Annotated in this window: 11 protein-coding genes; 4 read left to right on the top strand and 7 right to left on the bottom strand. The window is 62.4% G+C overall.

Annotation, left to right across the window (positions count from 1 at the left end; translation table 11 throughout):
- Nucleotides 1-27 precede the first annotated feature (27 nt).
- Nucleotides 28-1,914 (bottom strand): FG-GAP-like repeat-containing protein, encoded by a 1,887-nt coding sequence (locus ACIPY2_RS08885; RefSeq protein WP_400266010.1) that lies wholly within the window; start codon nucleotides 1,912-1,914, stop codon nucleotides 28-30.
- Nucleotides 1,915-1,981: 67 nt separating this feature from the next.
- Nucleotides 1,982-3,892 carry an FG-GAP-like repeat-containing protein gene (locus ACIPY2_RS08880; protein ID WP_400266009.1) on the bottom strand — a complete coding sequence of 637 codons (1,911 nt, stop codon included), beginning with the start codon at nucleotides 3,890-3,892 and terminating at the stop codon, nucleotides 1,982-1,984.
- A gap of 160 nt (nucleotides 3,893-4,052) precedes the next feature.
- On the opposite strand from ACIPY2_RS08880, the gene ACIPY2_RS08875 reads away from it, so the two are divergent.
- Both ACIPY2_RS08875 and ACIPY2_RS08870 read left to right on the top strand, forming a co-directional pair.
- On the top strand, nucleotides 4,053-5,228 hold the full coding sequence (locus tag ACIPY2_RS08875; protein ID WP_400266217.1) for a glycosyltransferase family 4 protein: 1,176 nt from the start codon (nucleotides 4,053-4,055) through the stop codon (nucleotides 5,226-5,228).
- Complete coding sequence (locus ACIPY2_RS08870; protein WP_400266008.1) at nucleotides 5,225-6,583, top strand: UDP-glucose dehydrogenase family protein; 1,359 nt, start codon at nucleotides 5,225-5,227, stop codon at nucleotides 6,581-6,583. The genes ACIPY2_RS08875 and ACIPY2_RS08870 overlap by 4 nt, the downstream gene beginning before the upstream one ends.
- A 91-nt stretch (nucleotides 6,584-6,674) precedes the next feature.
- Here ACIPY2_RS08870 and ACIPY2_RS08865 read toward each other — a convergent pair whose 3' ends face one another.
- Nucleotides 6,675-6,926: a hypothetical protein gene (locus ACIPY2_RS08865; protein ID WP_400266007.1), complete on the bottom strand. Its 252-nt coding sequence runs from the start codon at nucleotides 6,924-6,926 to the stop codon at nucleotides 6,675-6,677.
- 714 nt (nucleotides 6,927-7,640) lie between these two features.
- Here ACIPY2_RS08865 and ACIPY2_RS08860 point away from each other — a divergent pair.
- Nucleotides 7,641-8,069 carry a hypothetical protein gene (locus ACIPY2_RS08860; protein WP_400266006.1) on the top strand — a complete coding sequence of 143 codons (429 nt, stop codon included), beginning with the start codon at nucleotides 7,641-7,643 and terminating at the stop codon, nucleotides 8,067-8,069.
- A gap of 245 nt (nucleotides 8,070-8,314) precedes the next feature.
- Here ACIPY2_RS08860 and ACIPY2_RS08855 read toward each other — a convergent pair whose 3' ends face one another.
- The 4 genes from ACIPY2_RS08855 to ACIPY2_RS08840 all read right to left on the bottom strand — a co-directional run bounded on the left by ACIPY2_RS08855 (nucleotide 8,315) and on the right by ACIPY2_RS08840 (nucleotide 13,514).
- The gene (locus tag ACIPY2_RS08855; RefSeq protein WP_400266005.1) at nucleotides 8,315-9,571 is read right to left on the bottom strand and encodes an APC family permease; all 1,257 of its coding nucleotides are present in this window, start codon (nucleotides 9,569-9,571) and stop codon (nucleotides 8,315-8,317) included.
- A 19-nt stretch (nucleotides 9,572-9,590) separates the two neighbouring features.
- On the bottom strand, nucleotides 9,591-12,140 hold the full coding sequence (locus tag ACIPY2_RS08850) for a LuxR C-terminal-related transcriptional regulator (RefSeq protein ID WP_400266004.1): 2,550 nt from the start codon (nucleotides 12,138-12,140) through the stop codon (nucleotides 9,591-9,593).
- Between the two features lie 401 nt (nucleotides 12,141-12,541).
- Nucleotides 12,542-12,745 carry a cold-shock protein gene (locus tag ACIPY2_RS08845; protein ID WP_021472668.1) on the bottom strand — a complete coding sequence of 68 codons (204 nt, stop codon included), beginning with the start codon at nucleotides 12,743-12,745 and terminating at the stop codon, nucleotides 12,542-12,544.
- A 232-nt stretch (nucleotides 12,746-12,977) separates the two neighbouring features.
- Nucleotides 12,978-13,514, bottom strand: coding sequence for a hypothetical protein (locus ACIPY2_RS08840; protein WP_400266003.1), 537 nt, complete (start codon nucleotides 13,512-13,514; stop codon nucleotides 12,978-12,980).
- A 152-nt stretch (nucleotides 13,515-13,666) separates the two neighbouring features.
- Here ACIPY2_RS08840 and ACIPY2_RS08835 point away from each other — a divergent pair, with 152 nt between their 5' ends.
- On the top strand, nucleotides 13,667-14,026 hold the full coding sequence (locus ACIPY2_RS08835; protein WP_400266002.1) for a TfoX/Sxy family protein: 360 nt from the start codon (nucleotides 13,667-13,669) through the stop codon (nucleotides 14,024-14,026).
- Nucleotides 14,027-14,210 lie beyond the last annotated feature (184 nt).

The raw sequence follows: 14,210 nt of genomic DNA, 5'->3' as shown, positions 1-14,210 counted from the left end.
TTCAGCGAGTTCCAAGAGCCCGTTTGCTTAGAGGATAGCCTTCATGCCGTTCCACCCTTGACCCATGACGCTGCCAATGGGCCACTTGGCGCCTCCACTACCTGAAAAGAGCCACAGTGCGCCGGAGGAGTCGCGGGCCATGATGTCCGCTTTTCGATCTCCGCTGAAGTCACCGACTGCGAAAAGTGCCGTCATACCATTCCACCCTTGACCGTACTGCACTTGGGGCAGCCAGCCGCCCGCGCCATTTCCCGGATAGAGCCAGAGCCGGCCGCTGGAGTCTCGGGCCATAACGTCAGACGCTCCGTCGGTATTGAAGTCACCGACGCCAACGATGTCAGTCATTGCCGACCAGCCCGAGCCAACTTGGACGCGGGGTAGCCAGCCGCCCTTGCCGTTGCCGGGGTAGAGCCACAGAACGCCGCTGCCGTCACGAGCCGCCACATCGATGCTTCCGTCTCCGTTGAAGTCGCTCACCCCGGTGATTGCTGTCATGACGTTCCACCCGGATCCTGCCTGTACGCGCGGCAACCAACCGCCTGCACCGTTTCCGCCGTAGAGCCAGAGCACGCCGGAAGTGTCGCGAGCCAGTACGTCGGAGTAACCGTCTCCGTTGAAGTCGCCCGGAGCCACGATTGCGGTCATGACATTCCAGCCTTGACCGATCTGCCGCCGATCGAGCCATCCCGCCGCACCGTCACCGGGGTAGAGCCAAAGTGCTCCAGAACCGTCACGAGCCAGAACGTCAGCGGTGCGGTCTCCGTTAAAGTCGTTCTTCACTGGTTGCGGGTTAGCGGGCCGAATGACCGTCACAGAAGCGCTGCCCTGGTTCGCTACGTACGCGGTGCCTGTGTAATCGTGGATGGCCACGGCCACGGGCTGAACGCCAGTTCGGACGACTGTCGAACTATTGGACGAATCGATGATGGAAATGCCACCGCGGCTCAGCGTTGCATAGGTCCTGTGGCGGGTGGAATCCACCGTCAAGGAAGTCGGCGGGCTGGGAATGCTGATCTGGGCCACCTTGCTTCTCATTGCAGGGTTGACCAACAATATTGAAGAGTTGCCCGCGGCGTTCAATGATTCGATGTAGACGAGGCCAGTCCAAGAGTCGACAGCCAGCTTCCCGAACGTTTCGTTGGTCTGAAGGATGAGGCTCGAATGATTAGAGTCGTCAACCAGCCCCAGTTCGCTCTGCGGGTTACCGATGTAGCTTCCCGCGACCGTACGGTAGACCGCGTTCGTTTGAGTATTCACAGCATGACCAACAGCATCCCCTGCTCCGAGGACGTAGACGTCCTTGGCGTTTGATTGTCCATCTATGACGGTAAAGACGCCGTCCGTTGTCACGAAGACCTTGTTTCTGAACGAATCAACGACCACGCTTCGAGGACGTGACGTGTAGTAAGGGATATCGACGGGCATAGGACTCGTCCGGGGGTCAAGGACGGTGATCCCGTTGCTGTAGGCGACATAAACCTTGCTTGTCACCGGGTTGACGGCCACAGTGCCAGGGTTGGGGCCGGTCTTAACCCGTCCCGCGACTGTGGCCCCGTTCATGACGACCAGGGATCCGTTAGCACCGGCTTTGCCTGCAACACTGACGTAGGCGGTGCTGCTACCGATCGTTGCTACACCTTGAGCGGCGCCCCCAACGTCAACCGTGGTCACCTTTCGTGTAACGGCATCAATGACCGACACGCCGCTGTCGGTGGCAACGTAGACGTCGCCGGTGTAAGTGACGGCTACGTCGTGCGGGGCTGTCCCGACAGGGATGTCGAACGATGTCGAGTCGGCCACCGCCGGAGACCCCACCAACAACGAAACGGCCAGTGAAGCAACGACGGCGAGTGCCGCCGTCGTGCGTTTGAAACCGGGCGCAGGCACAGCTGAACCGGACACGACAGAACCCATGGGACCCCCAAGAAGTGAGACGCGATAGCCGCGTCGATGAGCGGAGTCTACACGGCTGTCAGGAAACTCACAGAATCGCCGTCATTCCGTTCCACCCTGTGCCCACACGGGACGCCGTAGGCCACCACGAGCCTCCCTGCCCGGAGTACAACCAGAGCTCCCCTGCGGTGTTCCGGGCCAGGATGTCAGCCCGACCGTCGCCGTCGAAATCGCCGGGACCAACAAGCGAGTTCATCGCGTTCCAGCCCTGCCCGATTGCCTGTCGAGGCAGCCAACTGCCGTAGCCGTTCGGCGGGTAGAGCCACAATGCGCCGGCCCCATCACGAGCAGCGATGTCGGCGAGGCCGTCCCCGTTGAAGTCGCCAACACCGGTGATCTCGGACATGTCGGACCACCCTGAGCCCACCCACATCCTGGGCAACCAGCCGCCGCTGCCGTCGCCACGGTAGACCCACAGGCCGCCACCGCGGTCTCGCGCAGCCACATCCACGAATCCGTCGCCGTGGAAGTCGAGGCCCTCAATGGCACTCATCCCTTCCCAACCACTGCCGATCTGCAGGCGCGGCTTCCAGCCTGCCGAACCGTTGCCGGGGTAAAGCCACAAAACGCCGGATCCGTCACGAGCCATGACGTCTGCGTTGCCGTCACCGTTGAAGTCTCCTGGGGCGAGCAGGGCCGTCATGACATTCCAGCCGACACCGACCTGAAGGCGCGGCAGCCAGCCGCCCGAACCATCGCCCGGGTACAGCCACAGCACACCCGAGGCGTCACGGGCCAACAGGTCAGCAAAGGAATCGCCGTTGAAGTCATTCTTGGCTGAGGCCGCCACCGTTCCGTCGATCACCGAGACGGACGCACTGTCGTAGTTGGATACGTAGGCCTTGCCCGTGGAGGGGTTCACGCCGATTGCAACCGGGTTCTGCCCCGTGAAGACAGCCGACGAACTGTTATCGGCGCCGTTAATGATCGTGACGCCGCGGCCGGACATGGCGACGTAAATCTTGTTGCTTGCTTGGTTCACCTCGATGTCGCGGACTAGCGTGGGCGTGGTGATTTGGGCAATTTCGGTGAAGGCCGCCCCGTCTATGACTTTGACGTAGCCCTCCAGGGAGTTGCTGTCCGCGGCAACGTAGATTCTGTTGGTGGCCGTGTTGACTGCCAGCATCCCTACCTTGCTTGAAGTCTCGAGCTTTGCTGTGGTCTTGTCGGTTGCGCCGTCTATGACGCTCACACCAGGGCCGTACCTGCCGAGGGTTGTGTAGTAGATCCTGTTGGTGGCTGGGTTGACTGCCACGGCAAGGATGCCCCCGGCACCGATGATGATGTCCCCGGTGACGCTCCCGGCGGCGTTGATGACCTTGATGGTTCCGCCGGACTTTACGTAAACCTTGTTGGTGGCACCGTTCACCACAATGTCCTGTGCACCCCCGGAGAGAGGAACGGTAGAAACTGCGTTGGTGGCACCGTCGATGATGGCAACGCCTGCAGTGAGGCCAACGTAGATCTTGTTGTTCCTTTCGTTGACCGCGACGACTCCCGGTCCAGGCCCCACGGACACAGACGTAACAGCCCGGGTCACCCCATCCACCACAGCAACGGTGCCACCGATCTCGCTGACGTAGACCTTGTTTGTGGCGGTGTTCACCGCGACGTCCACCGGCATGTCTCCCGAGTACAGCTTGCCCGCGCCCGTTGCACCGTCGATGACGGAAACACCTTCAAAAGTGGTGACGTATGCCTTGTTGGTAACGGGGTTCACGGCGATTTCCCCCGGCCGCTCTCCTACGGAAACAGCGCCGGTCACCGCGTCTGCGATGGCAGGACCAGGACAGGCAACACCGCCCACCAACAAAACCAGCCCCAAACCGACGGCGACAATCCGGGCCGCCGCGAGGCGCCGACGTCGTACGCCTCCCAGGTGTTGACGTCGTACGCGAACCGAGCCAAGCGCGCGCAAAGAAGCCCCAACAGCACCCATTTTTTGAACCCCCAAATCCGGAACGCCCCAGCGCGTCCGTAGAACGCCAGACTACAACCGGGCGCGGACAAAGAACATGAACCTCCTGTTAACCAACTCTTCCTCCACACGCCACCCGTTCGAACCCGCAACGCCAACCTCCGCGACCACCGTTGAAGGCGTGAGGATCGCAATCATCGCCGAATCATTCCTGCCGCTGATGAACGGGGTAACGCACTCGATACTGCGGGTGCTGGATCATCTGCAGGAGCGCGGCGATGAGGTGATGGTGATTGCGCCGTCGACGTCGGACACTGATGTTTCGAGCGTCGTGAAGGGTGCGTATGTGCACCGGCTTCCGTCCGTGCCGCTGGCCGGGTACACGAATGTGCGGGTCGCGTTGGGTGGTGTGAATCGGGTCAAGCGTATCCTTGCCGATTTTGCCCCCGACGTCGTTCATCTCGCCTCTCCGTTCGTGCTCGGCTGGCGCGCCGTGCAGGCCGCCGACCAGCTCGGGATCCCGACTGTCGCGATCTATCAGACCGAGGTACCCAGCTATGCCGCCCGTTATGGCGTGCCATTCCTTGAGAACTGGGCCTGGAACCGCGTGGACAACATCCACCTCCTGGCCACCCGGACGCTGGTGCCGTCCACGTTCGCGCTGAACCAGTTGCGCGGGCGCGGCATCATGCGCGTGGACATGTGGCGTCGCGGTGTGGATACCGCACGTTTCAACCCCGCAAAGCGTTCGACGGCGTGGCGCAGCTCGGTGGCGCCGGAGGATCACCGCATCATCGGCTATGTGGGGCGCCTCGCCGTGGAGAAGCAGGTGGAGGACTTGGCGGTCTTGAACGGCCTGCCGGACACCACGCTGGTGATCGTTGGCGATGGACCGCAGCGAGCCGCCCTTGAAACACAGTTGCCGGACGCTGTGTTCACAGGATTCCTTGGCGGAGATTCCCTCGCGGAAGCCGTGGCTTCCTTCGACCTTTTCGTCCATCCTGGCGAGTTCGAGACCTTCTGCCAGACCATCCAGGAAGCCATGGCTTCGGGCGTTCCCGTAGTGGCGACCGGCCGCGGTGGTCCCCTGGATCTCGTGGAAAACTCCCGCACCGGTTGGCTGTATGAACCCGGCAACCTGGCTCAATTGCGTGGTTACGTGCAGGACCTGATGGGCGACGACGCCAAGCGCCGCGCGTTCGCGACGGCGGCCAACGCTTCGGTCCAGGGACGGACGTGGCCCGTGCTCTGCGCTGACCTGGTGCGGCACTACGACGAAGTGATCAACGGAGTGCCTTCTGACCCAGGCCCCGACAACGACTCTGAACTGACTCCAAGCAAAGGACCTTTCTCATGAAGATTTCTGTGATCGGCTGCGGCTACCTCGGCGCTGTCCACGCCGCCACCCTCGCTTCGATGGGCCACACTGTGGTGGGCATCGACGTCGATTCGCACAAAGTCGAGCAGCTCAACAAAGCTCTCGCCCCCTTCCACGAACCCGGCCTGGATGAGCTCCTTGAGGATGGCCGAACCACCGGACGACTCGTTTTCACGTCGGACTTCTCCTTGGCGGCGGATGCCCAGGTGCACTTCCTCTGCGTCGGCACCCCGCAGTCCAAGACCTCGGACACCGCGGACCTCAGCTACCTGATGAGCGCCACCCGGAGCCTGCTCCCCTACCTGGCCAAGGGTGCCGCCGTCGTCGGTAAATCCACGGTGCCGGTGGGCACGGTGGAAAAGCTGCGCGACCTCCTGGCCCGCCGCTCCGATGTGCTCCTCGGCTGGAACCCCGAGTTCCTGCGCCAAGGCACGGCCGTGAAGGATTCGCTGGTGCCCGACCGCTTGGTCTACGGTGTCCCGGGCGGCAAGGGTGCCGCAGCCGGTGCGCCCGTCACCGCCGTGCTGGATGCCGTGTACGAGCCGCTGGTCACCGCCGGAATCCCCCGCTTGGTATGCAATTTCGCGACGGCGGAACTGATCAAATCAGCGTCGAACGCGTTCCTGGCCACGAAGATTAGCTTCATCAACGCGATGGCCGAGCTGTGCGACGCGTCGGGCGCCGACGTCAGCGAACTCAGCGAAGCCATGGGCTTGGACCCGCGGATCGGTAACCGCTACCTGCACGCCGGACTCGGATTCGGGGGCGGCTGCCTTCCCAAGGACATCCGCTCGTTCCGGGCGCAAGCACGCGAACTCGATGTGCCGTCGGTGGACGAATGGATGGCCTTGGTGGACTCCGTAAACGTGGACCAGCGGTCCCGCGCCGTGGAGATCGCCCGCGAAATGTGCCGCGGCTTCCTGTCCGGACGCACGGTTACGATCCTCGGCGCAGCCTTCAAGCCAGACACCGACGACATCCGCGACTCGCCCGCCCTGGACGTCGCCCAGCAACTCGCCGCAGCCGGCGCCCACGTCACTGTCACCGACCCCAAGGCCATCAACAACGCCTGGATCCGCTACCCGCAGATCCGCTTCGAAGCCTCCACCAAGCGCGCCCTCGAAGGCGCCGAACTGGTGCTGCTGCTGACGGAATGGAACGAATACGTTGCGTTGTCGCCTTCCGAGGTCGGGGCACTCGTACGACGCCGGATGGTGCTGGACGCGCGCAACGTCCTGAACGCTGATGCATGGCGGGCGGCCGGCTGGACTGTACGCGGTTTGGGGACCGGCGCTGCGGTTGCGGCGGAGGAACGGAAGCACGCGCGGGCGTAGGTTTTCCTGGCGGAGGCACACCGCGAACTGTAACTTTCGGGGTGAGCTAAGTCATAGAAAGCTTCTCCTCCCCTTACCGATTCGGTGGGTGTTAGGGTCTCACCAGCGCCATCGCATCGGCGCATTCAAAAGGGGGCATTACTTTGAAATTGCGTGATTTTCGCACGTCCAAAAATAAGCATTTCCGTGGCAAGTCTTCCAGGGCTGTCGGTGGAAGGGCATTGGGTTTGGTGGCTATCGGCTCGCTCGTGGTCTTCACTACAGCCTGCGGCGGCACGTCTACTGCCAGCTCGGTGAATAGCTCGAAAGCATCGACTTCGTCGAGCCCGTCTCCGACGCCCACACCTTCGAAGATCGCAGGGACCGCGTGTACAACGGAGAAGACAACGCAGGTCGGAGCCGGGGAAACCTACATCTGTGGCGTGGACCGCGCCGGCAAACTGACCTGGTTGGACTCAGCAACAGCCAAGAAACTTTCGGACGAGCGCGCTGCCGAAGCCGCAGCAAAGGCTGCCGCAGAGAAGGCCGCGGCTGAGAAGGCTGCTTGCCGACAAGGCCGCCGCTGACAAGGCCGCCGCCGACAAAGCTGCGGCGGATCAGGCAGCGGCCGCTCAAGCTGCGGCTGCAAAGGCAGCCGCGGACCAGAAAGCCGCCCAGGCTGCGGTCCCCAAGGCCGCTCCGCAGGCACCAAGTGGCTGCGACCCCAATTACTCGGGTTGCGTTCCCATCGCCTCCGACGTGGACTGCGCCGGCGGTAAGGGCAACGGTCCGGCCTATGTTCGAGGTCCCGTGACCGTGATTGGTACTGATATTTACGGTCTGGACAGCGACGGGGACGGTATCGGCTGCGAGAAGGGCTAGCTTTGAGGGGCCGGGGCGTCGGCAACGCCGGCACCCCGGCCTCGGGCTAGGAATGGGACCTTCGGACGCCGCGAACCCCTAGACCGTCCGCGCCACTACCTAGATCAGCCCAAATCACCACCTAATTACTCCCAAATTCAGCTAGGGAGACCGATTTCCAACACCTAGACGGATTTTTCGGGTTCAGAATCTGACCATGGTGACACGCTATTTCCCCTGGGCCCTCCGCGTTCTCGGCTTCATCATCATTGGGGGTTCGGTCCTGTCGGCGACACTGCTGAACATGGCCCCGCCGCCACACGGTTTGAAGGTCCTCGACCCCGACATCCTGAAGACGACCGCCGTCGTTCTTCTCGCAGTCCTGGGTGGCTTCGCACCGGCGTTGACGCTGTTCACCAAAGCGGTCAAGTATCCGCTGGCGAAGGCTGCCGTGTTCGCGGCTGCAGCATTCACGAACGCCATGACGCTTGGCCCGCAGGTGGCAGTGGCGGTCCAGGACGTCTCGTCCACCGCCGCGGAGATCGCCAGCCTTGTCCTAACGCTGGGAAGCTTGCTCGTCTATATGGACAGAGTGCAGAGCAAACTCGCCTCGAAGAGGGCCGGAAGTACGAATTCCACCACCTAGAAAAATCCGACGAGCACCTATTTTTCCTCCCGAACCGCCCAAAACGGCCCCAAAAGGGGCTTTTCGGGCCATTTTCACCACCTAGGAAAATCGAAACACCACCTAGACGCGAAATCCGGCCCTACGCTCAAAAGGTGCCTCCGGAGCGGGAGACCCGGTGTCCGGCGGGAACCCCCCACCCGTTCCAGGCGTAGGAGGCACAAGGCACGGCTCCACCATTAGATACCCCGTGGTGGAGCCGTGTCCTAGCCGGATACGGCACGGAGACGAATCCACCGATACGTGACACCCACCGCGAACATCAGCACACCAAGCCCAACAGACAGCGGCGGCAGCGTGGCCACCAGAACCACGCAGGCGATTGCGCCCAGTACCTGCAGCGCTTTCGGGTACCGACGGTCCGCCGCCGGCTGGGTGAAGGCCGCGATATTGGCAACCAGGTAGTACAGCAGCACCCCGAACGACGAGAACCCGATAGCCCCCCGGAGGTCGGCCACAGCGATGATCGCGCAGACGACAACGGCGATCGTCACCTCAGCGCGATACGGAACCTTGTACCGCGGGTGGACGGCTGCGAGCGCCTGGGGAAGGTCGTGCTCGCGGGCCATGGCGAGGCTCGTCCGGCCGAGGCCGGCAATCAGTGCGAGCAGCGCGCCGAGAGAGGCAACCGCAGCGCCGACCCCAACCACGGGAGCGGCCCAAGCCAACGAACCGCGTTCGACGGCGGCAGCCAACGGCGTCGGATTCCCGGCCACGCCGTCCGGCCCGAGAACCGACAGCACTGTCAACGCGATGACGGCATACACAACAATCGTGATTCCAAGCGCGATACTGATTGCCCGTGGAATGGTCCTCCTCGGCTCCCGGACTTCCTCCCCCATCGTCGCGATCCGCGCATACCCCGCGAACGCGAAGAACAGCAGCCCGCCCGATTGCAGGATCCCGTACCAGCCGTGCGACAGCAGCCCGTCCCCGATCACGTTGCCGAAGTCGGGCCCCGAGCCACCCCAGCAGGCAGCAACAGCAATCGCGAGCGCAGCAAGCACGGCAATGACCAGGATGCGCGTCAGGCCAGCAGTTCGGGTCACCCCGTGATAGTTCACGGCGGTCAGGAGTATGACGGCGGCGATCGCCACCGGGCGCTCCCAACCCGGCGGGGCGGCATAGGCGGCAAAGGTCATGGCCATGGCTGCGGCACTGGCTGTCTTGCCGATGACGAAGCCCCAGCCGGCCAGGAAACCCGGCCAAGGCCCGAGCCGCTCGCGCCCGTAAACATAGGTTCCACCCGACGTCGGATAGGCGGCGGCGAGCTGGGCGGAGGAAGTCGCGTTACAGAACGCCACGAAGGCAGCAACAACCAAGCCCACCAACAGCCCTGATCCGGCGGCAGCCGCAGCCGGCGTAAACGCTGCAAAAACACCCGCCCCGATCATGGAACCAAGGCCGATCAGGGACGCGTCTAAGGTGCCGAGCCTTCGGGCCAGCGCGGGTGGGTTGTTCACCCAGCCAGCCTATCCAGTGTCATTTAGGCGGAAATGTATTTCCCACCAGTATGAAGAGACTGGTACGTGAAGTTGCGCCGGTTTTGCGGAGGGCGTTGGAGATGTGGTTCTCCACGGTCCGGGCGCTGATCCGCAGCCGCTCGCCGATCTCCACGTTGGAGAGGTAACCGGCCAGGGATGCGACTTCGACTTCCCGCTCTGTCAGGGAGCTCGCTTCAAAAGTATTGAAGGCCAGTTGCTCATTGGCTGTGGGGAACCTTGCAGCGAAGGACGAGGACGCCTTGGCAATGGCCTCAGCCGCCGTGGTGTCCCCTTCCAGCACGTGCCGTTTGAGCGCGCTCCGCAGCAGCATTCCGATCTCGTAGACATCCACGTCAGGTTCGTAGTGCTTCAGGAGCAGCCCGAGCAGTTGATGATCCGTCTCCACCACCGCCGTAGCTATGGCAACGAAATGCTCATGCACAGTGATGCCGCTCTCGCGCAGGATCTTCTGCAGCAGGTCCAACACCTGGCGCCCCGGCAACAAACAAGTGCACAGCAGCGCGGTCAGCATGGCTTCGAGCACATAGCCGCTTCGCAGCTGGCGTTTGATCAGCCGGCCCGCCTGCCTGTCGAAGGCTGCGGGCAGGAGCTCCGCGTCGGCGATCAGGACGTAAGCGCCCTTGCCAACGCCAGGCAACGGCCCGACGTCGGGCACTTCAGTCCGCGCCTGGGTGGCGATGGAAAGCTTGGGCGTAAGGGTGGTGGTTGCGTGGCGCAGGCCGGCGAGCCGGAGCATGGCGTCGTAAAGAGTGTCCACCACGAAACCGGGACGGCCCATCGCGAAGACGCTGCTCATGAGGTATTCGGCTTCATCGAAGTGTCCGCTGTACAGCAGCCCGTGAACGGCCACATAGCTGCTGGTCACCACACCGAACTGGTCCATGTTCTTCCGGGCTTCGGCACGCCATTCGAGAGCGAAGACGAGAGACTCGTCCACCCTTCCCGCAGCGAACAGCGCGAATCCGTGGATAAAAGGGCGCAGGTGCGGGAAGAGCTCGTCGTCGTCCGCGCCCTCGATGATTCGCAGGGCCCCGTTCGGCTGCCCCCTGTACAGCTCAAGCAGTCCTTGGGTCAGGACTTCGAAGGTCCGGGCCTTCTCCCCTGTCCTTCCAATTCCCGGCCCGGGCACGCGGCCATGCGACGCGGTGAGGAAGAGGATGGCTGCCTCGATGTCCGCCTTTTGTTCCGGATTGCCTTCTGCAAACTCCCGCAGAACCTCGACGGCGGCAGTCAGGCCGCCGCCGTCGTAGATCGCCAGGAGGGCCCTGGTGATGGCGAGGAAGAGGAGATCGGTGGGGTCGGCGCCGAGCGTTGACGATTCCTTGACAACGCGCTTGGCCCGCAGCACATCGACCGGCGCGCCCCAGTAAACACGGAGTAGCGCAGCGGCGTTGGCGGCACTCTTGTTGGCCTCCCAGCGTTCGAAGCGTGCGCGTTCGCGGCTGGCGCTGTGTTCGTGGAAGTGCCGTGCGGTAACGGCGTCGTCGTTGCCTCGTTCGAGACGGAGTGCTGAGAGCACCCGTGAGAGGCAGTCCGCAGTGGTCAGATCGTTTCCCGGACTTTGCGGTGTGGACTCGAGGATGCCGGCGATCTTGCTGCGCAGGATGTGCCGGTCCCGGAGCGTGCGCTTGCCCCGGAAATAGTCCACCACCACAGGTGGGCTGATCGCGGCGATGGTGCCGTTGTGGTGATCATCCATGACCGAGAGGAAGCCGTGGCGTTCCAGGCTGTCCAGAGTCTCGGGCGAAACGATCTTTTCCAGAACGTCTACCCGGGCGGTGCCAAGGATGGCCATGCTGTGGAGGGCCGTAACCTCTTCCTCCGAGAGCTCTGCGAGGAGAGCCTCAACGGCCCCGCTGAGGTGGTCACTCCATAAGGTGCCGCTGGACATGCGCCAGACGCCTTCGCGACGGATCAGGAGGTTACCCAAGGAGCCCGTCTCCGCGATCTTGACCACGAGGCGCGGGTTCCCCGCGGATTTGGTGAGAATGCGGGCGGTGGTGTCGGCGTCGGCAGGGCCACCGAGCACCCTGGCCAGCAGCGCATGCACTTGCTCGTAATGCAGCGGATCCAGTTGGATAACCGCTTCCCGTCCCTGGTTCACGACCGCCAGTTGCCCCCGGGAGAGGGTGTGGGTTTCAGGCGCCGTGGCAATCATCGGCGCGGCTGACTGTTGCCGGACTGCTTCAAGGACTGCCAACGATTCGTTGTCCACCAAGTGGAGGTCGTCCACCAGGATCAGGTGCTTACCCGTCTTGGCGAGTTGGCTGGCCATCACATCGGCGAGGTCCAGGACGCCGCTGCGGCCCGGACGCATTTCCATGCCAAGACCTTTGACAGCGGCGTACGGAATGTTGCGGTGGGTTCGCAGCCCGGTGACCGAGTGGATGGTGAAGCCAGTCTTCTCCAAATTGAACACCGCGTTGGACGCCACAGTGGTTTTGCCGCTTCCGGGCGCTCCCACAACGCGCACGCCAATGCCGTGACCTACGTAATCGAGGATGCGCTGCACCTCTGTATCGAACACCCGATCCAACCTTCTGCTACCAAACATGACCGACATGCGGCTCACCCCGGAGACTAAGGCCGAAAAACGGGACTAGGTGTCGAAAAGCCCCTTGCACAGGCCATTTGGGCCCAAACTAGGTGCTGTTTTGGCCAAATTAGGTGGTGGTGCGAATCTTCTAGGTGTTGGAGACATGGCTGAAGTTGGCTGTTGGAAGTGTTCGGGCAGGTCATCGGTACCCCTTGCGTATCGGCTTGTTGCTATCAACGCTATGGGCGTCCGGAAGCGAATTACATGGGTGTAATTTGCTATGTGGATACATCTTCGAATGGCTTCGAAGGTAGTAGTACATATATCCGGTAGGCACGACAAAAAGCAGGGCCGGTCAGCTGACCGGCCCTGCTTTTTGAGTTATCCGAAGACTAGATAGCCTGGATGTTCACTGCCTGGGGACCCTTGGGGCCCTGCTCGACGTCGAAGGAAACCTTCTGGTTCTCTTCGAGGGAGCGGTAGCCCGAGGAGTTGATTGCAGAGTAGTGAGCGAAAACGTCCTGGCTGCCATCTTCCGGGGAGATGAAGCCGAAGCCCTTTTCAGCGTTAAACCACTTGACGGTACCTGTAGCCATAATTTCAGTCCTTACTGAAGGTGGAGATTGTTCCCGACTTTCGGGTCTCCGGTGTGGGGTGTTCTCCACCGTTACTTCAGAAGACCGGGATCCGAGGGATCTCGGGGACTGCCTGAACTACCAAATGCCAAACACAACAACACCGTCCAGTCTACAGACATCTACAGGGATAGCTAGTGCTGGGGCGGATTAATCCAACAGTTGTGGTTCAGACGCCCGAATCGAGTGTCCCTCAGCTTTTCCGTTCCAGATGCCCGTCCACTCCCCTGGACCATTTCCGGCCGTCGCTATCGGTGAAGGTTACCGAAGGCATGTAGACCGAATTGCCGGTGACAGGCACCAGGACCACATCGTCGGTAAGCAAGGATGGCCAGCGCGCATCTCCCCCTACGAAGTACCTGCCGGGTGGGACGATCTGCGCCGACGCTGTCATGGAAGGAACTTCCTTGTTCTTCCCAGTCAGGCCACGAGGCCGCTCCAGTACGAAGTCGAACACAGGCCCCTCACTCGCATTGACCAGTTCGACGCCCCAAGGCCGCCCAACCGAAAGATCCCCTTCAACCGGCCACAAAGCTATCTTCGACGCCTGACGTCGTTCTTCCACGGCGATCGCCCGCTCGTCCCGTTCGCCCTCCAACTCCAGCATGCGCTGCGCATCGCGGACCGCTTGGCCTGAGTGCTGCGTTGCCTTCACCACGAAGATCAGCGTCACGCATGCCGCAACTGCTCCGACGAGTTGTCCGAGATCAGCCAAGAATTCCACAGCCACCCTTCCTTTGCATTTTGCAGGGCAACAACCTGCCCCTCAGTTGGGTGAGGCGAACGACGGCGACATGACGGGCCGCCGCGGAACGACCACTATCTGAGCCGCGACTCCCGCCGTATGCTGCAAACAGCCCTACTCCCCCGGAGGAAAATCCAATGCAGATGCCCAAGCCGTCAGAAGCCGACAAGGAACGCTTCCGCGCAGCCGTACCGGAGCATCCCGATGTGGTGGTCAAGCCGATGTTCGGCAATCTTGGTGCGTTCGTGAACGGGAACATGTTCGCGGGGTTGTTCGGACCCACCATCGGCGTAAAGCTTTCCGAGTCCGACCAGCACGACATCGAAGCGAACCACCAGACGCAGCCTTTCGGTCCCGCGGAGCGCCCCATGGGTGGCTACGTTGGCTTGCCGGAAGCCTGGGAGAACGACGCCGAGCAAACGGCCGAGTGGGTGGCTAGGGCGTTCGAGAACGTGGCGAAGATGCCGCCGAAGGCTGCGAAAGCGTCGAAGCGGTAACCGGACGCAACTTGATGGCATTTTGGGGAGGCGCGATTTCGTTGCTCGGATCGGGGCTGTTGGAACGCTTTGTCCAAGCCGATGTTGCCGTCCGCACGACCGTAAGCGCGGGGGCTCCTCTGCTGACGGGTTTCGCTCTTTTAGCACTGATCCTGGCTGTTGCGATGGTCATGGCCCACATATT

It is taken from the genome of Paenarthrobacter sp. NPDC089675 (assembly GCF_044749185.1).
Lineage (GTDB): Bacteria > Actinomycetota > Actinomycetes > Actinomycetales > Micrococcaceae > Arthrobacter.
The sequence above is the reverse complement of the archived record's forward strand: the minus strand, read 5'-3'. Positions and strand labels throughout refer to the sequence as shown.

Coding starts and splice junctions, on each gene's coding strand:
- ACIPY2_RS08860 (WP_400266006.1), top strand. CDS start 7,641: ATGGTGACACGCTATTTCCCCTGGGCCCTCCGCGTTCTCGGCTTCATC.
- ACIPY2_RS08885 (WP_400266010.1), bottom strand. CDS start 1,914: ATGGGTTCTGTCGTGTCCGGTTCAGCTGTGCCTGCGCCCGGTTTCAAA.
- ACIPY2_RS08835 (WP_400266002.1), top strand. CDS start 13,667: ATGCAGATGCCCAAGCCGTCAGAAGCCGACAAGGAACGCTTCCGCGCA.
- ACIPY2_RS08870 (WP_400266008.1), top strand. CDS start 5,225: ATGAAGATTTCTGTGATCGGCTGCGGCTACCTCGGCGCTGTCCACGCC.
- ACIPY2_RS08880 (WP_400266009.1), bottom strand. CDS start 3,892: ATGGGTGCTGTTGGGGCTTCTTTGCGCGCGCTTGGCTCGGTTCGCGTA.
- ACIPY2_RS08845 (WP_021472668.1), bottom strand. CDS start 12,745: ATGGCTACAGGTACCGTCAAGTGGTTTAACGCTGAAAAGGGCTTCGGC.